Origin of the sequence: Halalkalibacter lacteus (assembly GCF_036663595.1) — a bacterium.
Taxonomy (GTDB): domain Bacteria; phylum Bacillota; class Bacilli; order Bacillales; family Bacillaceae_D; genus Halalkalibacter; species Halalkalibacter lacteus.
Genome location: NZ_JAWRVL010000036.1, coordinates 1 through 18,515, shown reverse-complemented (window position 1 = coordinate 18,515; position 18,515 = coordinate 1). Strand labels below are relative to the sequence as shown.

Genomic DNA, 18,515 nt, shown 5'->3' with positions numbered 1-18,515 from the left:
AAGTTAGTACTTATTGCATTATAGTTTATCAAGACTCAATACTTTCATTACTTACTCTTTCAATGATTAAAGGTAATTCTCCCAAATCATCGATAATGAAATCCGTTTCAACATTGTTCCATTGAGAGTCTTTTTTCCAAATTCCTTTCATTCCTACTTTTTGAGCAGCTCTTACATCGTTTTCTGGATGATCTCCAACGTACATACTTTCATTCGGTGAAACATTTAATTGCTCTAAAGCTTTTTTGAAAATTTGAGGATCAGGTTTTTTTAAACCTGCCCATTCAGAAACAATTATAGTTTCAAAATACTTTTCAATCCCTAATGCCTTTATATTATCCATTTGGAACTGCCCTTTTCCATTAGTTATTATTCCTAATTTAATGGACTTACTTTTTAACCCTTTTAACATACTGTTGAGATTAGGAAAAGGGACACAACTATTTTTAAATTGTTCTAAGTAATCTTGAAGTAAACTTTCCCAAGTGATCCCAGTAATATTAAATTCATTGACCAATTGTTGATACACTTTATCTTTCCAAACATACCCTCGGCAATCTAACTCTATAAACCTTGAAGTATATTTTCCTTTTGGTATATGACCTACCCATTTATTTAGTCGGTCGTACTGGTTGTCTATAAACTTCTGTACTGAAGCATCTCGATATAACAAAGTTCCATCTAAATCAAATATGACTGCCTTAATCATTTTACACTCTCTCCCAAGAAACATAATTCTAATTTATTTCTTTATCTTAACCTAAATACCTTCTTCAATCTGGACCTTAAATACAATTAGAGCGCAATCCTTCTTACAGGAAAGCGCCCTTTTGTTGAGTAATTTATTACTCTTTAATTATTTCATATTCGCATAAAAATCTCTCAACACCAGGATATTTCTCACCAAGATTTGTTATCTTAAAACCAAATTTTATATAAAAATCCACAGCATCATTATCAGTTTCAGCATAAAGAATTTTAGGAGAATGTTCGTTACATATGAACTCAATCATTTTGCTTCCAATACGATTCCCTCTTACATTTGGAGCAACGGCAATGTGTACTATTTCAATTTTATCTCGCCCTAAAAGCTTTATTCCTATACAACCGACAATCTTTCTTCCATACTCAAATCCATACAAAACATGGTCTGGAAATTTAACATAATTCTCATATGATTGGACAATTTTCGCTTCGGAAGTGGCGTATGATAAAAGTTCACTTACCTCTGGGGTAATTGTTTTAGATGTTATATTGATCACTTCGAGATCACCTTCTTAATAGTTGGAGACAATATTGAAACGGACTGCATTCTCTTTTATTCAAACCCTTCTGATACTCCTAGAGTCCTCTCTATTCAAGAATAGCGCCCGATTGCGGAAAAATAAAGGATCCTTGAGCTGTCTCTCACTTATTAAACTCAAGCAACCTGTTGCTGAAGAGGATAATTATAGGTCGAGACTAGAAAGTCGAATCTAATTCCCAAAAGGCATCCCCTAAAGCGTCAATAAGAGCTTTTGCTCTTTTTTCAAGATTAACTGGAAGATTGTCTTTACCGAAATACTTAAGATTAATACTTTCTCCATCATTCATCTCAAGTTGCCCACTAACATCTATGGCTCGGTATAGATTAATTACACTATATGTTTCATCCCCATTTGGATAACGAAAATAATATTTTGGACCCGAAAATACACCTATTAATTCAAAGCTTTTCGCTTCAAGTCCTGTTTCTTCTTTTAATTCACGAGAAGCAACTTCTTCTAAGGTCTCCCTTAGTTCCATAGAGCCACCAGGTAATCCCCAATCCAGCGTATCTGAACGATGTTGAAAGAGAACTTCTTTTTTCTCATTTATTACAAGTATAGTTGCTCCCACACTAATAATAGGTCGATTACCAATAAACTTCCTTATCTCAGAAATATATCCCAACCATTTAACCTCCTAATTTTCTAATACATAAATAATTCTCTTTCAATTTTAAAGTTCCTTGTTCAACTATTTGGCCTTATATAAAAAGACGCGTTGTTCGATAAACGCGCCCTTAAATGGAACAACTATAAGCTCTCTGGTAAGTGATATTTATACAATTCTAATACATCTGTTTGTTCTTTTAACGCAGCTATTGTTTTTGGATGTGGTTTCCTATAAATAATAGGATAATCCTTTTCACCAAACTTCTCTTGGGGCGTAAAAGCTAATTTTTCTTCATCAATTGAAAATTGGGCATCAATTCCCTTTTTATTCCCACGAGCGTCTAGCCTTTGCCATTTATTAAGTTCTTTTAAATAGACAGCATTCAAAGCATGAATACAGTACCCTTTTTCTGGTGTATCAAACAACATCAAACGTTGATAACAGAAACCAGTTGGTATTCCTTGTGAACGTAATAAAGATGCTAGTAAATGGGATTTTGCAAAGCATATCCCTTCTTTATAGGTTAATACATCTGATGCATTACACGTAACTCGTTTCCCTTGGATATCCCAAGAATGAGATATTCCATCACGAACAAATTCAAAAGCAACCTCTGCCTTTTCAATTTCAGATTGAGATGGATTAAAAAGTTCATCTACTTTCGACTTTATCAAAGGGTTAGAATTATTAATCTCGTTTAATTCAAGCAAATAATCTTCTAAATTATCACTTTCACATATTAGATACACTAGCTCCGCTCCTTGATCAATTATTGTGATGCTTGCCCTAATTGAGTCTCTTCTTCATAGAAACAACTTTAATATTTATACCGTTTGGTTTATGTACAACTTCCTCATCATAGATTCCATACCCAATTGAACGATATAACTTTATATTTTTAGGCACAGTCATACGAACTTTGCAAAATATCGTAGTTACTCCCTTTTTTATTGCGACATCTTCTAAAGACCTTACTATTTTTTTCGCAATACCAAGACCCTGTTTTTCTGGAATTACTGATAGTCTATAAAAATATAAACCGTCTTCTTTTAATTGAAAACGAACCATTCCAACAGGCTGATTATCAACATAGCTTATTAAACCCTGCTCACCGTCTTTTAAAGCAATTAATACAGATTGTACAGTTTCCTCCAAAGCACTTGAGGATGGTACTTCGTCTTTATATTCCATAAATGCCTTGATCATTAAGTCGTGTATTATTGGTGCATCCAATACCTCAGCAAATTTTATCTCCAAGTTATATCCCTCCCTCATTATTTATAAAGATACAACTTATTGTATATTTAATCAACAAAGAGATATAACCCTACTGTCTAAAAATTCGGTTCTCTTATTCAAGAAAATGGCCCTTTTCATGAAGAAAGACGCTTTTCCTTATTTCAGAAAAGCGCCCGATTATTGAAGATCATTTTTAGACTGATCTGAATTAGCTTTATTGCAGAAATGCCCCCTATAATTGAATGATATATAGCTTTTATGTAGTTTTGCTAAAAAAAATTAAAGCCTTATCTATGTAAAATCATATCGTCAGTTTCTTTAAAGCCTATTGATTTGTACAATTTTCTTGCATTTGGACTTGCTAATAAACGAATAGTTTTTAATTCTTTTTCAGAAAACCAATTTAAGACTTCATTTGTCAACTCTCTTGCATAGCCTCTTTTTCTGTAATGAGGCTCAACATATACGTCTCCAATAAATCCATACTGAACATCTTTATAAAAACAGTAAGGAATGTCTTCTTTGATAAATGCACCCGCACATGCAATAATTTCATTATTTTGTTCAATGAGAAAATGTTGTGCTTTTCCTGTTTCATATAACAACTTATACGTATTCTCAACTTCTTGAATAAAATCAACTCTTAGCTTGTGTTCCATTCCAACCTCTTGAAACATCTTTAATTTGAGTAATGTAATTGCAGGTATATCTAATAATGTTGCATTTCTCATCAATTATCCCTCACACATTTTGGCAAAAGTAACTTCATATCTCTCTCTTACAGACGTTTGTTAAGAAAATTCAAGCATTATTCAACAACTAATCCTCTTGCCATACATTCATTTTCTTTAAAATTAAATTTTTTATAAAAATCATGAGCATCTTTAGTAGCAAGAGCAAAACGAGTATATTTAATTTCTGGATGCTCTAAGATACATTCCATCAACCATTGACCTAATCCATTCCTTCTATAACTGTCATCTATTACAACATCTAAAAGCCATGAAAATACAGCTTTATCAGTAACAACCCTAGCAAAACCCATTTGTTTATCCTTGTGATATATACCAAAAGAAATAGAATTTTCAATACTTTTTTCAACTGTTTCTTTTGTTCTATCTGAAGCCCAGTATGTTTTCGACAACATTTGTAAAACAGTATCAAAATTAATTAATAATGTATCATCACTTATCATAAAATCATCTTTTGTCCACTTCAATTCTATATCCTCCATTAAATTTCTACATATATGATCTCTTAATTCTCTTTTTGTTGTCAAAATACCTTTTTCATCGAAACTCCCTATATAAAAAGACGCGTTAAACGCGCCCTTCGCTGAATAAGCCAAATTAATTATTTTTTATTACGCCATTCATCTTTTAAAAGCCCATATATAATTCTATCAAGGTATTCGCCATTTAAGAATTCGTAGTTTCTTATTGATCCTTCTTTTGTAAATCCCAAACGTTCTGGAATAGCCTTACTTTTTATATTTTGAGTTGCTACGTTTATTTCCACCTTGTTTAGTTGTAATTCACTAAATGCATGTTCAATTAAAATGTCACAAGCCTTTGTTGCTAATCCAAGGCCTTCAAAGTCTTTTCCTAACCAATATCCAATCTCTGTTTTGTTATTAACCCAGTCTAAATATAAATAACCTATTGAACCCGCAATCTTCCCTTTATGCCATATTCCTGCCCAATATCCATTATTAGATGCAAATCTATTTAGAGATTTTTCAATAAATGTCTTTGTATCTTGAACTTCATTTGTAAATTCAGGAAAAGACAGCCACTTTCCAATACTCTCACGGCTTCCATCAATTAGGTTAAATAATTCACCTGCGTGTCTTGTTTCTAAAATAGATATGTAAGAATTAGGATCAATAACTGACTTAAACAAAATTATCCCTCCTAGTAAAATGACCTAATTCATTAAGAAAAGCGCATGACTTGCTCTAGAAATCCGCCCTTCGTATAATGGTATAAGATAAATAATAAATTAACGAATAAATGCTGCTTCTTTATTTTCAAGAGCATCCGTCAGCCATCGAGGGTGCATCTTTAACAAATCTTGTGGTAAAACATCCTGTTTAAAGAATTGAACATCGAGCGACTCTGAAGAATTGCATCGAAGTTCTCCACCCTTAATTTCAGCTGAAAAACAGGTTGTAATAAAGTGAACAACTTTTCCAGTTGGATATGTAAATACTTGAGAACTTGGGTCAGAGTAGACACCAATAAGCTTTATAAGGCGAATATCTAAGTTAGTTTCCTCCTTTACTTCTCTAATTGCTGCATCAGCTACTGTTTCTCCTACTTCTACATGTCCTGACGGAATCCCCCATAATCCTACATCAGCTCTCTTCTGCAACAAAACTCGCTTTTCCTCATCCAAAATTACAATAGCAACTCCTGCTCTAATGTCGTCAATGTGTTTCAAACATACTACCTCCCTTTAAAATAAAAAAGTCCGAGGTGAAAGATTTCAACGCATGATAAATACGCTGAACCTTTCCCCTCGGACCTTTTGTGTCAATAGGTGCCTTTTACACAATATGTAAAAGATATAGCCCTCGGTCACAGACCTTAAATAAAAAGCGGAACCCTAGCTACAATTTTCCAGTTCATTATTAAATATTCTATTCATTAATAATTTTACCTATTATGAAAAAGTAATTCAAGGGTTATACCACTATTGCGGTTGTTTAGAGAAAATAGTCAGACTAAAATTCAAAAGCGAACTTCAATTAACGCACCCTACTGTGGAAGAATATTACCTTCTTTCGTGGGACGAAATACCATAAACTTTTACTTTCCATTCGCTTTTATCATTCTCCCATAGTTCCATAAATCGAATAGCTCGCTTTCGATATGGGTGCACATAATAAAAACAGAGAGAATAGAAAATTTTATATAGCTTTTTGCTTTGCTGGAAACTCCTTACTTTTTTCCTGCTCTTTACACGCATAACACATACCAGCTGCAACTAATAGCAATGATCCTGTAATTAAGAACACACTTTGCATTGGGAAGAATCCTCCAAAAACACCACCAATTATAGGTCCTATCATATAACCTAATTGATTTGCTGACTCCTTTAATCCAAAAGCACGTCCACGAAATCCCTCTGGTGTTGCTCTAATCATGAGTCCATTTAATGCAGGGAACACAGCACAGAAAAAAATACCGTATCCTAGTCGGGCAATCGAGAACCCCCATATATCTGTAAACATCATTTGAGATAAAGATCCTATTCCACCTCCAAGCAAACCAATAAATAAGATCCTGTGAAACCCTATTTTGTCTGCCAACTTGCCCCAAAAGGGTCCGAATAAGATATTAGCAATGCCAGGTAATGAAAACAAAACACCAGTAAAAAACATCGTATTTTGTATAGTATCATCTATCTTCCCAATATATAAGGGAAGAATAGGTTCAATCGTCATAACAGAACATGTTGTGATTATAGTTAAACATAAGATCATCATGAATGAACGATTACTTACCGATACTCGAATGTCTTTTAGGACAGAACCTCGAACTTTGTTTGGTGTGAATTTTTCTTCCTTCACTAGAAACATGACTAATAAAGTTAGAATAACACTATGATTCCTGCACTTGCAAAAGCGATTCTGCTTCCTGCTAATTGTGCAATACCGCCACCTAGAAGCGGACCTAATACACCTCCCGCAGCAGTTGAGGTTGAGATCATAGCGAGTGCGTATCCAACTTTATGATTGGGTGTATTAGTACCAATTAATGCAATCGTACCTGGAATAAACCCTGTTAATAGCCCTTGCATGACTCGCAACGTGAGTAATTCATATGGGTTTGTTACAAAAGCAGTAAGAGTATAAATTAGGAAAAGAAAAATCCCAGCCCTTATGATCATCAATTTTCGTCCATACTTATCCGCCAAATTTCCCAAAAATGGTGAAGCAATTGCTCCCGCAAGAAAAGCAGAACTAAATAAAAAACCTGACCACAATTCTGTGTGTTGTTTAACACCTAATTCAAGAAGAAACAATGGTAAGAAAGGAATAACCATTGTATAGCTAGCAGAAGTAATAAAAGCTCCAATCCAAAGAACCCATAAATTACGTTTCCAAATTTCCATTCATCTTCACATCCCCAAAACTACATCACTTGGATCAAAGTTATAAAATGATTTAATAACACGCATAAAATTGACAAAGTAGAACTCTTCCATAAGAAGAAACGAAAAGGCTTGAGTAAGTATAATCAACATTGTCCTGTTTGCAATTTTTATTTGTTTAAACCAATTTTGGTGTTATTAATGCATCGTGTGGCAATATAGCATGTACACCTTTAACCCCATTTACCATCTGGGTAATCCTCATATCCACGGTTAAACTAGCTAAAGTATAAGCTTCTTTTCGCTTGAAACCATAAAGATCTTCCATAAGATCGAGCATTCCTTCAAGAGCGATCATACTAGCTTCGTTTAGATCCTCGTGCAATCCAAATGTAATCCAACCTACTGGAGTATAAGCACGGGGCATTGATAATTTTAAATCCTTATTAAGTGTAAAAGTTAAATCAACCAGTTCCATTGGACATTCGATTGCTTGAGTGCTAACTTCTCCGTCTCCTTGAGCTGCATGTCCATCACCTACCGAAAACAAGCCTCCAGAAACAGGTATGGGTAGATATAAAATGCTTCCTGCAACAAGTTCTTTACAATCAATATTCCCACCACAAAACCTTGGAGGTACAGTTGAATGAATTCCTTGTTCGTTAGGTGGCATTCCCATCGTCCCCATAAAAGGTTTTAAAGGAACTCTATGATTGAATTGACTTGTTCCAATCATGGTTCCTGTATCCAAATTCCAATTTAAGTGATAACCCTCTTGATCTTCTACCCCAAGTCGTTCTTTTACTTGAGTAGTGCCTCCTGCAAAACTCCATCCCCATGAAGCTGGACGAATTTCATTAATTTTTATCACCAAACTCATACCTACCTCAGCACCTTTAATAGCAATTGGTCCACAGAGTGCATGACCACTGTTTTCGTTTGAATCTTTTGTTTCAAAGACTTTACGTTCTCCTGTTGATCTAAAAGGTTCCAAGCCCCAAAGTGCATCAAGGGTAGAATAACGAACAGAATCACCAGAACTTATCGTTATAATCGGTTGATAATCTTTGGAGAAAGAACCGTGAAGTGTCTCTCTTTTAGGGTTAATATAATGTGTGGTCATTGAAAATACTCCTTTTATTAAATTTAATGAAGCTACGAAAAGAACCTTAACTCTAAAAATACTACTTTTGAATAAGATGTTGCTGCTAATTTGATCTTCTTATTTTTTATTTAAAAGAAAAACATAAAAAACCTATCATCTCTATAAAGAGACGATAGGTTTTCCTACGCGGTACCACTCTTTTTGATTCAATTAAATAAGGCTTACGAATCCACTTTTAAAACCTGATTACAGAGGTTAACCGTCAAGACCTACTTATCAGTCTTGCCACTTATGGGTGACTTGGGGAGTTCATCGACTGTCTTTCACCAACCGACAGCTCTCTAAACGACAAATATTCCTTAATAGTCCCATTCATTGCGTTTGAATTATTTGATTTTTCTCATTTTATAATCTGCTCAAGTAATAGTCAACCCATATTTTACTAATTCTTCTTAAACCATCCTGCCAGTTAGCGCAACAAGGCAAGTGATGCCTTGTTAAAGCATCGCCCCCGTTAATTTAATAGTGTTAGATATTTAGATAATTATTTCCAACGACGATAAATGCCTAAAATCAAGGTACTAATTGCTAATGTTATTAAAATTTTTAATACCGCATCCGTATAGGTTGGATAGTATTCTAAAATTGTTTTATCGTATAAAAACACAACAACATTATGACTGAGCATTAAAATAAAACTGATAACTCCCTCTTTGAATGAATTTCTCCAAGAAATCACTACTCCAAAAATAAGTATAATTGGATAAAGTACAGATAATATCAATGTTAAAATTAGTGCTATATCCACTAAAAACATAAATATTCCTCCTAACAATCTTCTAATTATTATCGAACTCTGTTTACATGATATTTCAAAACAAAACCTGCAGAACAAGTAAAGCGATGCTCCGATTATTCAAGCATCGCACCCTTTATAAATTAAAAGAATAGATTTCTTAGAACGAGAACACCGTATATTAAAGCAACACCAATAACAATAAACAGTCCAATCATTACAAACCCATAAACAAAGCCTTTACCCATTGAAAATAAATCTAGGAACATACTTTTAAAAGTATCAACTACCTTATACATAAATACCTCCTAACAAACCCCACCTATATTTCATAGTAAAAGCTCATTGCCTTATTGAAGAAAATGCTTCGTTACTTCAAAAGGGACTGCCATTGCAACAGCTCCTAAACTAATACTCCCGTTAGTAATTTTATGATTTTAATCGTCCTACAAAATATCCAACTACACAAGTTAAGTAAAGAAAAGCTATACTAAAAATAAAAATACTTACACTCGCGGATGGCAGTATATCGGAGAAATATCTAACTGCTCCGTATATTGGTATTGTGAATAGAAAATTTGCTGGGTAAAAAATTGGTGCCAAAAACAAAAAGTAGCTAGTTAAAAATATAAAAAATCCTATACCCCAATATTTTGTAATAAATGATAAAAAGTTTACTGTTTTTTTCTTCCCATAAATGCACTGTAAAAAAACAATATACAGATAAAGAGTATAGAAGAAATCGCATGAAATAGAGTTGGTTCACTCTTCATTACATGGGTATTGTAACTTATCAATCCAAAAACAGAACTAATTATTAAAATAAATAATACATGTCTATACATAAATACCCCCCTAAATCACTTTTCTTATATTTTTCGTTCACTAAACTGCCACGTTCGTATTATAAGGTCATCCAGATAAGAAAATATTTCTGGTTGACCTTTTTTTATATGGTCTTATTATAACAGTAGCCAGGGGTAAAACGTAACTGCCCGTGGGGCTTTGATCCCGTCAGCTAAACAGTTTGCCCCCTACTTGTAGAAACATGATTGAGGCTGGTTGGGACTTAGATCTCGTATAACAAGCGAAGCTGTGACACTGCAAGATGAATTAGGGGTACTGGCAAATTACAAGTTTAGGAGGAGATTTAGAATGAATCCAGTCATAGGTCTGGATGTGTCAAAAGGGGAAAGTCAGGTTCAAGCTTTTTTAGATAAGGGAAAACCATACCGTAAGAGTTTTAAAGTTAGTCATACCTTGGATGGGCTTGCTTCTCTTCGAGAGTTTCTTGAGGAAGTAAAAGAACAGTCAGATGTAAAACCACCAATTATTCTAGAGGCAACGGGGCATTATCAAACACCAGTTGTTCATTACTTAGAGGAGCGTGGGTACTTATTAATTATCATTAATCCACTGATTTCTTATAAAGCGAAAAGTTCGAGTTTAAGGAAGGTTAAAACCGATGCGGTTGATGCTTATCACCTCTGCGAGCTGTTTTACAAGGAAGAGTTAGAACCCTATAAAAAGCGTGGAGTTCAACTCTTAAACCTTCGTAATCTAACAAGACAACATGAAAATATTACTGGGACACTTATTCAAACTAAATTACAATTTCAAGCCATTCTTGACCAAGTGTTTCCTGAATATAGAGGCGTTTTTGGTGATTTGTATTCGGTGGTTTCTCTCTTAACTTTATTAGAATTTCCATCTTCGGAGGACATTCTAAACGCAAGTGAAGAGACACTAACTGAAAAGATAAATGAGCTTTGTAGAAGTCGTTCAATAAGGTGGGCAAATGAAAAAGCGAACGAACTTATAGCTGCGGCAAAACGTAATCCGTTTGAAAAAACTGTTTATCAGAGCCATCTTTTAAGCCTTGATATGTTTATCAACATTATTCTTCAATACAAAGAGCACCTATCAAAGTTGGAGTCAGAGATAGATGCCCTTGCCAAAGAAGTTGAGGAATATACCATTATCAAATCTATCCCTGGTATTGGAGAAAAAATCGCTGCAACGATTATCTCTGAAATCGGTGAGATAGATCGATTTGATAATCCTAAGAAACTTGTGGCTTTCGCTGGTGTTGATCCTAGTGTATTCGAGTCTGGTAAGTTTACAGCTACTCAAAACCGAATTACGAAGCGTGGTTCAAGTAGGCTTCGTCATGCGTTATATATGGCAGTCCGTTGTGCTATTCGCGATTGTCGCAAGAAGAAGAAGAGTGATGAAATCATTCCTCGCAACAAAAAATTACGCGAGTTTTATGATAAAAAACGTGCGGAAGGAAAACCTTTTAAAGTAGCTGTCATCGCATGTGTTAATAAGCTCTTACACTGGATCTACGCCCTATTAAAAAGCAAGAGTGCTTTCCAAGATATAGCTTAAACTCTATATCTAACTAAATAACACAAAACCTTCCAAAAGAGTCTAATTGGAAGGCTATTTAGTATGCGCATATTTAGTATATCATGGCTGATTTAAGATTTTTATTGAAAAATGTTGACAAACTATTAGCTGGTTTAGCACAAGAAGCGATAGGCTATTCCGCCGCGACAACTCCTTCTTTCGTTCAAGCACTCTGTTATTTATTATTCGCTAGTAATGACATCCAAATCTTCACCAATAAGCTTAGTTGCTTCATATAGCATTCCGTCATCATAGCTTACAATTTCAAAATAACCATTATAATTATCCCAAACGTCTGATGAATTGGAATACTCAATAATACTGTCTAACATATGATTAAATAACAAAACTGCTTCTTCTTGAGTTAGTTGTTCTTCAACCATTACTCTAAGTTTGATATTACTCTCCCCATCAAATGAAGCTGCAACTGTCTCTACGCCTTCAAAATGTTCTCTCCACTCATCTAATGCTTTACTCATATCAATATCAGGTTGCTGACTACAACCAGCAAATAATATTAGTAGTACAATACTCAGAGTCGTAAAAATTAAATAAGTTCGTTTCATGCTTTTCCCCCTCGTATAACATTACTGCCTCGTAGCACTAGAAGCGACTGCCCTTATTGAGCAATCGCAACCCGTTAATTAAAGTGTATAAATTCACAAACTCTTAATTTTCTAACAAAACTTGAAAATCTTTAACATAAACTGCATTTCCAGTAATTTGAACATCAAATGATTCACTATTTTTTGAAACCTGTACTACAACCCGACCATCTTTTTCAATTTCATGACCTTGTTCAACTATAAGATTCAGAGGTTCTATAAAACTATTTTTTATGTATTTTGCATAAAAAGTCCCCATTACCCCTGAAGCAGTACCAGTTACTGCATCTTCAATAGTCCCTGAATAGGGTGAAGAGAAGTGCCGAGCGTGCATATCAGCTTTAGAATCATATGTTTCCAGACAAAAAGGATGGACAGATGATTTAGGCAGTTCCTTTAAAATTTCAGGAAATTGCTTATTATTCGGTACCATTTTTTGAAAAGCACATAGTTGTTTTATCGGTATTAGCAAAGTCCAAGTACCTGTACTTCCATAAAGGATAGGCAAATCAGCATGAAGGTCTGATTCTTTTAATCCTATTGAGTTCGCTAATTCTTCTTTTGAACCTGTAAATTCCTTGAATTGGGGAGAAGCCTGTTTCATCGTTATAAATATTTCACTATCAACAGATGCGTTAATTTTAATCGGTAGAATGCCAGCGTTTGTTTCAATTGATATCTCTGTTTTATCTCCCAATAACCCTTTACTTTTTAAAGCATAAACAGTTGCCATTGTTGCATGACCACATAAATTCATTTCATGACCTGGTGTAAAAAATCGTATTCTAAGGTCAGCTACATCCGATTTAACTGGAAAAGCCGTCTCATTAAAGCCAACTTTGAAAGCAATCTCTTGCATTTCTACATCTGTCAATTCATCACCGTTTAAAACTACTCCCGCAGGATTTCCCTTGTCAGGTTCTTTACTAAAAGCATCATAATGATAAACCGTTATCGACTTCATATCCCATTCCCCCTAAGTTCAAATTAGATACTTTTCATTATTTTACCATTTCTTCTTAATTTCTTGGTTAAAAACAAAACCTATCTAAATAAAAATAAGCGTTTCTACTTGTTCCTGAGTCGAGTAGAAGAGAGTCTCTCTACCTTTCGATAGATTGTACTCTCCCCCCTCACAGAACCGTGCTTGCGCTACTCACGCACACGGCTCCTCCTAGTTACCATTCGCAGAAATAACTTGCCATTCCTGCTATCCTTACTAGTTTTGTTTCCATTTAATCGTCCTACCTCTGAGTGTAGGTCTACCTCTGTGTGTAGTAAATGTGTCCCTAGCAAGGGTGGTAACTAGGTAGCAGCCTTTCCTCCATCAGCATTACCCAACTTCATTGGTACTACGCTGCTATCCGACTCCCTAACCAGCGTTTGGTTTCCTTACTTATTATCGCTTGTACACCATACTCTTCTACTTAAGAAAAGACTGATAGGGTCTCCCGAGTTGCCGTATCATATCAATGTGTAACGTGCCAAGGTCTCTGACCCCAGAGAGGTTTCATTCTTCTTGCCATATACGAAGAATGAAATGTTGCTTTCTGCTGCAGGTAAAGCATCAGCCCTCTCGAATTACTAACATTATGGGGCTCAATCCCTTCAACCATTTGGCTTTCGGCCCGCAACCTAACTGTCTACGCTTAAAGACTAAAGTTACCTTTAGCCCTCCAAGACTCGCTACGAGTGAATGGCTAGTTCTTGCTCGACGGGAATCCCACCCGCTATATGATACGACCTAGGCTCGGCCGCACACCTGCTTCGTTAGAAGAAGAGCGCATTTCTTGCTCCAGAAATGCGCCCTTTAATGGAATAACTAAAATATGTTCTTAGTCCTATAATCACTTGCTATTTGGTCATTGATATACATATGAGTAAATCTGTCCAATTAGCTTATTCCTTTATTAAAAATGCTGTCACTATTTGGGGACTTGGCGTAATATATCGTTCACTCATTGTAAGTTTTATCATCGTTAACCCTTGTATCGAAGCAAAGTAGTAAAATGCCATTTCCGTAGCACTTCCATCTTTAAACTGACCAAGTTCCTGGCCTTTTTCGATTAAATGGGTTGTTTGTTTAAGCATCAATTCACTTTGTTTATTAAGGTTTTGAACCTGAGGGGAAGGCTCGTCAATCATGGAAGACTGGTTCATAATCATAAGAAATTTTGCGAATTCATCATCTTTCTTAAGATCATTCAAAATTTCCAATGTGAATTGTCGAATTAATTCGACTGGAGAGGAATCGGTTTTAAACTTTTCAACCATTTTTTCTAATCCTGATGCTGCATATGAAACAAGTTCATTAAACAAATCATCTTTGGTTTGGTAGTGACGGTACAAGAGTCCAATACTAATTCCTGCACTATCTGCAATATCTTGAACACTAGTTGCTGCAAAACCCTTTTTTGCAAATAGTTTAATGGCAGCAGAATGAATTTTGTTTCTAGTTGCAGTCCTCATTGCTTCATATTGTTCTTTGGTCCTAGGCAAGGATTCTTCCTCCTTTAGTACTTACTTTCATCCAGCAGAAATGTATCCTTACTTTTTCATGTATTTCAAAGACAAAAGGTTATTGATTCCATTTTTCTTGGCTATCTTTTTCGGAAGAGGCTTTCTTTTATATTCTTCAAATCCCAATTTTTTATATAATCTCATTGCCGGAGTATTTGTATCCGCAACCTCTTCAATGACGTATTCTTTGTAAGGTGTATTTTCAAAAATATGCTGGATGATTTGGGATGCTACACCTTGTCCTCTGAATTCGGAAGCTGTTCCAACAAACTCAATCGAGCCTGTATTGGGAGGGAAATTTTCAAAAAGTGATTCAAATTCTTTTTTTAAAAAGATCCCTGCCATACTTCCTTTGAAGAAACCTAAGTGTTTTCTTAGCTCTTTTTTATTTAATCTTACCGATAACGTTTTACCGTCCGTGCATGCCGTCATTCCAGCAACTTTATCATTTGTTATAGCTACATAAAATTGATTTAAAACAAACATGTGAGCAAAAGCTTTTGCAATTTTGTTTTTGTCTTTGGAAAAATAGCCTAACCATTGTGAGAATCCTTCCGTAAAAATTTCAGACATTTGCATCCTTACATCTAGGTCAATTTCATCAGCTTTAAAAATTGTAAACTTATGAACCCCAGATTGCATATACCATTCTCCTTTCTTATTTTTAATGAATGAATATATACTCATTGTAAAATCACAAGACTACACTGTCAAATCATGCTCACAATCTGGCCCTATACAAAAAGAAAGAGCGCATTCTTTATTCCAGAAAAGCGCCCGATTGTGGAAGATCGATATTCATTATGTTAGAGGTTTTGATCTTCAACTCTTGCACCCGTTAGAGCTTAAGTACATTTCTTCACAAACTATTCATAATAATATGAGTTAGTCCATCCATATTCTTTACCATTTTCAGCACACCATTTAAGGAAACCTTTCTTACCCTTGCTACTAAAAGCAATCCAGTCACTTAACAGATTTTTGTAATAATTTACACTTTCACTTACATACTTTATACTTTCAACATTGGTGATTTCTGTAGAGAGGTTTTCGATTTTCAAAATGGAGTCCTGGTCCTCAGAAATATCACCAAGGTAGGCTTTTTTTACACAAAAAGAAAGAAGCGTCCCTGCTGCTGTTGCAGAAACGCCCGTTACTTCAATAAGATGTTATAAAAAAATATTTACTCATTCCCAACCGTTCATAGACAGGTAAAAAAGGAATAATTCGATCTGCTCTCTCTAATTTTTCTTTATAAATTTCTATTTCGTAGATTTCTTCCTTTTCTTCTTCTTGATTAGATATTTCAAATCCCCATATACCTTGTAAGCCTACATTCTGTTGATAAATAACTTCAAACGTATCATTTTGATCAATTTCTTTTGTATGAACATCAACAACTTGAACACCAATATACTCATTTTCAGAAACTTTATCTGACCAAATTACATCACTATGATTTACCCATTCCCCATTAACAGAAATTACGGGTTTATTTAATATTGAATGTCTAAAAAAATTCGGTTCTATTAATTCCTCATCAAAAGTTACCTTAAAAGAGTAAGAAAGTGTATTGTCATTAACATAAAATTCACAAATTGATAAAGAAACTTCTTGATCAGTAACCATCAAATCTTTTTTCGTTACTTTGTTATTACGCTCCGCATTTATTAACTTTGAAAACCAGTGACTATCTTCACTGTTTAAATCCTTAAAAATTGAAGATGACTCTGAACACTCATTAGCAGCTAGACCTTGAGATGGATAAAATAATAAAATAGTAAATACAGAGAGAAATAATGTTAGTTGTTTTTTCATGAGAAATCCCTCCTTCATAGTCCATTGTTATTCCAATATTTAACTTTTATACATTTGCTTGGCTACTTTCTCTAACTATTCAAATTAAGATGGTCCTTGTTAAACAAAACTGCTCCTATAGTTTAAGTGTATTTCTTCACAATCTCCTCTAAAATATCCATTTATTTTGAAAATGAGTTACTCCACAATCTGGCCCGTTTGTTGAATAACAACATGATTACGGCCAATGAAATGTACCACCGTTGACATAGTTCTTACCACCGAATGACAAAGGATGTACCAGTAAATGACAGGGAGTTTGCCACTTCGCCTTCTGTATAATTAGTGAGCACACCTTTGGGTGTGCCATTATTATGTAGGAGGTATTTTTTTATGATTCATTATCGAAAGATATTGGAATTACACGATGAGGGGATCAGCCCTATGTGGACGATATTTCGAATAAAACTGTATATATAAGGCTTATTTAATTATTGTGGTGTTCAACAAAAGCACTCATTAAATAATAAATGTATACGTTTTAAATTTTTGTTACTATGATAGAAATAATATAAATATGTAATAAAGCTGGTGAAAAAATGGAGAAAACTGTTTTAGTTGTGGATGATGACCAGGATATTGTAAGGCTAATCACTGAAAGCTTAAAATTCGAGCAATTCAAAGCGATTCCCACTTATTCGGGAAAAGAAGCTCTATCAGTTTTGAAAGAAAACAAGGTTAATTTTATCGTGCTCGATATCATGATGCCAGAAATAGATGGGTTGGAAGTTTGCAGGATTATCAGAAGTGAGTACAACATCCCCATTCTGTTGCTAAGTGCTCGGAACAAGGACATGGATAAGATTATTGGATTGGAAATAGGCGCTGACGATTATATGACCAAGCCGTTCAGCGTGCAAGAGCTTTGCTCGCGAATCAAAGCTCATTTCAGAAAGGTGGACCGCTTATATAAAGAATGGAGCGGTCTCAGTCAAGAAAAGGTTATGAATACTCAAGCTTTAAGTTCTCCACTTGTGTTGAATGAAAATACATTTGAAGCTTTTCTAAATAATCAGAAGCTAGAGTTATCGACAAAAGAATTCCAAATTTTATCTTATTTGAAGAACCACTCGAATAACGTATTAACTCGCGAACAAATTTATGAAAGCGTCTGGGGAGATGAGTATGGAGAGTTAAACACTGTCACAGTGCATATCAAAAATATACGAAAGAAAATCGGGCAATTCGATTTTATAAAAACAATCTGGGGTATCGGATACAAATATGTTGAAGGGAGCGAATGAATATCAAGCTAAAAATTAAGCTTCCTTTACTGTTTCTGCTGCTGTTTTTACTAATGTTTCTACTAATTATCATCTTTTCTGTTATATATATAAAATCGGTAGTAACGGGTGAAGGACACATGTGGCAAGGAGATATTTTTAGTCCCCTGCATTTTCAAATGATTCTGCTCCTAAGTGTTTTAATGGGATTGATGTTTATTGTTTTAATTGTATATTTTCACTTTAACATTACAAAGCCAATTCAGATCCTCAATAAACGGTTGACACAAGTAAATATCGGCCATTCCCGAACTTCACTGTATTCAAGAAGAAACGACGAAATCGGAGAATTGTACAATCATTTTAATGAAATGGAAGAAAGACTTTATCAAGCACATAAGGAACAGGTTGATATGATTGCAGCCATAGCTCATGATTTAAAAACTCCATTGACTTCCATAACAGGTTTTGTGGAGCTACTTTCCATACAGAAAAATCTAACCGAAAGAGAAAAACAAGAATATTGTGCACTTACTATTAAAAAAGCGAAGTATATGGCTGAGCTTATCGATGCTTTCTCTGCGTTTACGAAGGATGAGCTTACGCTAGAAACCATTGATATGAAATCGGTAGAAGCTTATACCTTATTTGAGAACATCGCCTCTGAGTATGAAATCGAATTATCTGGACTTGATTATAAACTGAAATGGAGGCATTCTTTCATCCAGAAGCAGTTTATTATG

At 34.6% G+C, this 18,515-nt stretch carries 22 protein-coding genes and 1 other annotated feature; of the genes, 3 read left to right on the top strand and 19 right to left on the bottom strand.

What is annotated here, in order from left to right; genetic code table 11:
* Positions 1-28: 28 nt before the first annotated feature.
* The 14 genes from SAZ04_RS18945 to SAZ04_RS18880 form a co-directional block, all read right to left on the bottom strand.
* Positions 29-709: an HAD family hydrolase gene (locus SAZ04_RS18945; RefSeq protein WP_332698175.1), complete on the bottom strand. Its 681-nt coding sequence runs from the start codon at positions 707-709 to the stop codon at positions 29-31.
* Between the two features lie 136 nt (positions 710-845).
* Positions 846-1,262 carry a GNAT family N-acetyltransferase gene (locus tag SAZ04_RS18940; RefSeq protein WP_332698172.1) on the bottom strand — a complete coding sequence of 139 codons (417 nt, stop codon included), beginning with the start codon at positions 1,260-1,262 and terminating at the stop codon, positions 846-848.
* Positions 1,263-1,461: 199 nt separating this feature from the next.
* On the bottom strand, positions 1,462-1,932 hold the full coding sequence (locus SAZ04_RS18935; RefSeq protein ID WP_332698169.1) for an NUDIX hydrolase: 471 nt from the start codon (positions 1,930-1,932) through the stop codon (positions 1,462-1,464).
* Between the two features lie 125 nt (positions 1,933-2,057).
* Positions 2,058-2,666 carry a transglutaminase-like domain-containing protein gene (locus SAZ04_RS18930; protein WP_332698166.1) on the bottom strand — a complete coding sequence of 203 codons (609 nt, stop codon included), beginning with the start codon at positions 2,664-2,666 and terminating at the stop codon, positions 2,058-2,060.
* Positions 2,667-2,703: 37 nt separating this feature from the next.
* A complete protein-coding gene (locus tag SAZ04_RS18925; protein WP_332698163.1) occupies positions 2,704-3,174 on the bottom strand; it encodes a GNAT family N-acetyltransferase in 471 nt (156 codons plus the stop codon).
* Positions 3,175-3,443: 269 nt separating this feature from the next.
* Positions 3,444-3,887 (bottom strand): GNAT family N-acetyltransferase, encoded by a 444-nt coding sequence (locus SAZ04_RS18920; RefSeq protein ID WP_332698160.1) that lies wholly within the window; start codon positions 3,885-3,887, stop codon positions 3,444-3,446.
* Between the two features lie 77 nt (positions 3,888-3,964).
* Positions 3,965-4,375, bottom strand: coding sequence for a GNAT family N-acetyltransferase (locus SAZ04_RS18915; protein WP_332698158.1), 411 nt, complete (start codon positions 4,373-4,375; stop codon positions 3,965-3,967).
* A 134-nt stretch (positions 4,376-4,509) separates the two neighbouring features.
* Positions 4,510-5,058 carry a GNAT family N-acetyltransferase gene (locus tag SAZ04_RS18910; RefSeq protein WP_332698155.1) on the bottom strand — a complete coding sequence of 183 codons (549 nt, stop codon included), beginning with the start codon at positions 5,056-5,058 and terminating at the stop codon, positions 4,510-4,512.
* A 99-nt stretch (positions 5,059-5,157) separates the two neighbouring features.
* Positions 5,158-5,598 (bottom strand): NUDIX domain-containing protein, encoded by a 441-nt coding sequence (locus SAZ04_RS18905; protein ID WP_332698152.1) that lies wholly within the window; start codon positions 5,596-5,598, stop codon positions 5,158-5,160.
* Positions 5,599-6,067: 469 nt separating this feature from the next.
* Entirely contained in the window at positions 6,068-6,730 is a 663-nt protein-coding gene (locus tag SAZ04_RS18900; RefSeq protein ID WP_332698149.1) for an MFS transporter, read from the bottom strand.
* Between the two features lie 20 nt (positions 6,731-6,750).
* Positions 6,751-7,275, bottom strand: a complete 525-nt coding sequence (locus tag SAZ04_RS18895; RefSeq protein WP_332698146.1) for an MFS transporter — start codon at positions 7,273-7,275, stop codon at positions 6,751-6,753.
* A gap of 157 nt (positions 7,276-7,432) precedes the next feature.
* Positions 7,433-8,377 carry an acetamidase/formamidase family protein gene (locus SAZ04_RS18890; protein ID WP_332698143.1) on the bottom strand — a complete coding sequence of 315 codons (945 nt, stop codon included), beginning with the start codon at positions 8,375-8,377 and terminating at the stop codon, positions 7,433-7,435.
* Positions 8,378-8,521: 144 nt separating this feature from the next.
* Positions 8,522-8,744: a binding site (T-box leader), on the bottom strand.
* Between the two features lie 159 nt (positions 8,745-8,903).
* Positions 8,904-9,176 carry a hypothetical protein gene (locus tag SAZ04_RS18885; protein ID WP_332698140.1) on the bottom strand — a complete coding sequence of 91 codons (273 nt, stop codon included), beginning with the start codon at positions 9,174-9,176 and terminating at the stop codon, positions 8,904-8,906.
* A 122-nt stretch (positions 9,177-9,298) separates the two neighbouring features.
* Positions 9,299-9,454 carry a hypothetical protein gene (locus SAZ04_RS18880; RefSeq protein WP_332698137.1) on the bottom strand — a complete coding sequence of 52 codons (156 nt, stop codon included), beginning with the start codon at positions 9,452-9,454 and terminating at the stop codon, positions 9,299-9,301.
* 856 nt (positions 9,455-10,310) lie between these two features.
* Between SAZ04_RS18880 and SAZ04_RS18875 the strand changes: the two genes are divergently transcribed.
* Entirely contained in the window at positions 10,311-11,546 is a 1,236-nt protein-coding gene (locus tag SAZ04_RS18875) for an IS110 family RNA-guided transposase (RefSeq protein ID WP_332698134.1), read from the top strand.
* A gap of 203 nt (positions 11,547-11,749) precedes the next feature.
* Here SAZ04_RS18875 and SAZ04_RS18870 read toward each other — a convergent pair whose 3' ends face one another.
* From SAZ04_RS18870 to SAZ04_RS18850, 5 genes are all read right to left on the bottom strand, one after another.
* Positions 11,750-12,133 (bottom strand): IolE/MocC family protein, encoded by a 384-nt coding sequence (locus tag SAZ04_RS18870; RefSeq protein ID WP_332698131.1) that lies wholly within the window; start codon positions 12,131-12,133, stop codon positions 11,750-11,752.
* Between the two features lie 103 nt (positions 12,134-12,236).
* A complete protein-coding gene (locus SAZ04_RS18865) occupies positions 12,237-13,136 on the bottom strand; it encodes a PhzF family phenazine biosynthesis isomerase (protein ID WP_332698128.1) in 900 nt (299 codons plus the stop codon).
* Between the two features lie 935 nt (positions 13,137-14,071).
* Positions 14,072-14,671, bottom strand: coding sequence for a TetR/AcrR family transcriptional regulator (locus tag SAZ04_RS18860; RefSeq protein WP_332698125.1), 600 nt, complete (start codon positions 14,669-14,671; stop codon positions 14,072-14,074).
* Between the two features lie 48 nt (positions 14,672-14,719).
* Positions 14,720-15,334: a GNAT family N-acetyltransferase gene (locus SAZ04_RS18855; protein WP_332698122.1), complete on the bottom strand. Its 615-nt coding sequence runs from the start codon at positions 15,332-15,334 to the stop codon at positions 14,720-14,722.
* Positions 15,335-15,850: 516 nt separating this feature from the next.
* Entirely contained in the window at positions 15,851-16,510 is a 660-nt protein-coding gene (locus SAZ04_RS18850) for a hypothetical protein (protein ID WP_332698119.1), read from the bottom strand.
* A gap of 578 nt (positions 16,511-17,088) precedes the next feature.
* Here SAZ04_RS18850 and SAZ04_RS18845 point away from each other — a divergent pair.
* Complete coding sequence (locus SAZ04_RS18845; RefSeq protein ID WP_332698116.1) at positions 17,089-17,793, top strand: response regulator transcription factor; 705 nt, start codon at positions 17,089-17,091, stop codon at positions 17,791-17,793.
* The coding region (locus tag SAZ04_RS18840; protein WP_332698113.1) for a sensor histidine kinase at positions 17,790-18,515 on the top strand (726 nt) is incomplete at its 3' end. The genes SAZ04_RS18845 and SAZ04_RS18840, both read left to right, overlap by 4 nt.

Excerpts from the sequence above, each read along its gene's own strand:
- SAZ04_RS18850 (WP_332698119.1), bottom strand. The coding sequence starts at position 16,510 with ATGAAAAAACAACTAACATTATTTCTCTCTGTATTTACTATTTTATTA.
- SAZ04_RS18945 (WP_332698175.1), bottom strand. The coding sequence starts at position 709 with ATGATTAAGGCAGTCATATTTGATTTAGATGGAACTTTGTTATATCGA.
- SAZ04_RS18865 (WP_332698128.1), bottom strand. The coding sequence starts at position 13,136 with ATGAAGTCGATAACGGTTTATCATTATGATGCTTTTAGTAAAGAACCT.
- SAZ04_RS18870 (WP_332698131.1), bottom strand. The coding sequence starts at position 12,133 with ATGAAACGAACTTATTTAATTTTTACGACTCTGAGTATTGTACTACTA.
- SAZ04_RS18920 (WP_332698160.1), bottom strand. The coding sequence starts at position 3,887 with ATGAGAAATGCAACATTATTAGATATACCTGCAATTACATTACTCAAA.
- SAZ04_RS18895 (WP_332698146.1), bottom strand. The coding sequence starts at position 7,275 with ATGGAAATTTGGAAACGTAATTTATGGGTTCTTTGGATTGGAGCTTTT.
- SAZ04_RS18885 (WP_332698140.1), bottom strand. The coding sequence starts at position 9,176 with ATGTTTTTAGTGGATATAGCACTAATTTTAACATTGATATTATCTGTA.
- SAZ04_RS18875 (WP_332698134.1), top strand. The coding sequence starts at position 10,311 with ATGAATCCAGTCATAGGTCTGGATGTGTCAAAAGGGGAAAGTCAGGTT.
- SAZ04_RS18845 (WP_332698116.1), top strand. The coding sequence starts at position 17,089 with ATGGAGAAAACTGTTTTAGTTGTGGATGATGACCAGGATATTGTAAGG.
- SAZ04_RS18855 (WP_332698122.1), bottom strand. The coding sequence starts at position 15,334 with ATGCAATCTGGGGTTCATAAGTTTACAATTTTTAAAGCTGATGAAATT.
- SAZ04_RS18880 (WP_332698137.1), bottom strand. The coding sequence starts at position 9,454 with ATGTATAAGGTAGTTGATACTTTTAAAAGTATGTTCCTAGATTTATTT.
- SAZ04_RS18890 (WP_332698143.1), bottom strand. The coding sequence starts at position 8,377 with ATGACCACACATTATATTAACCCTAAAAGAGAGACACTTCACGGTTCT.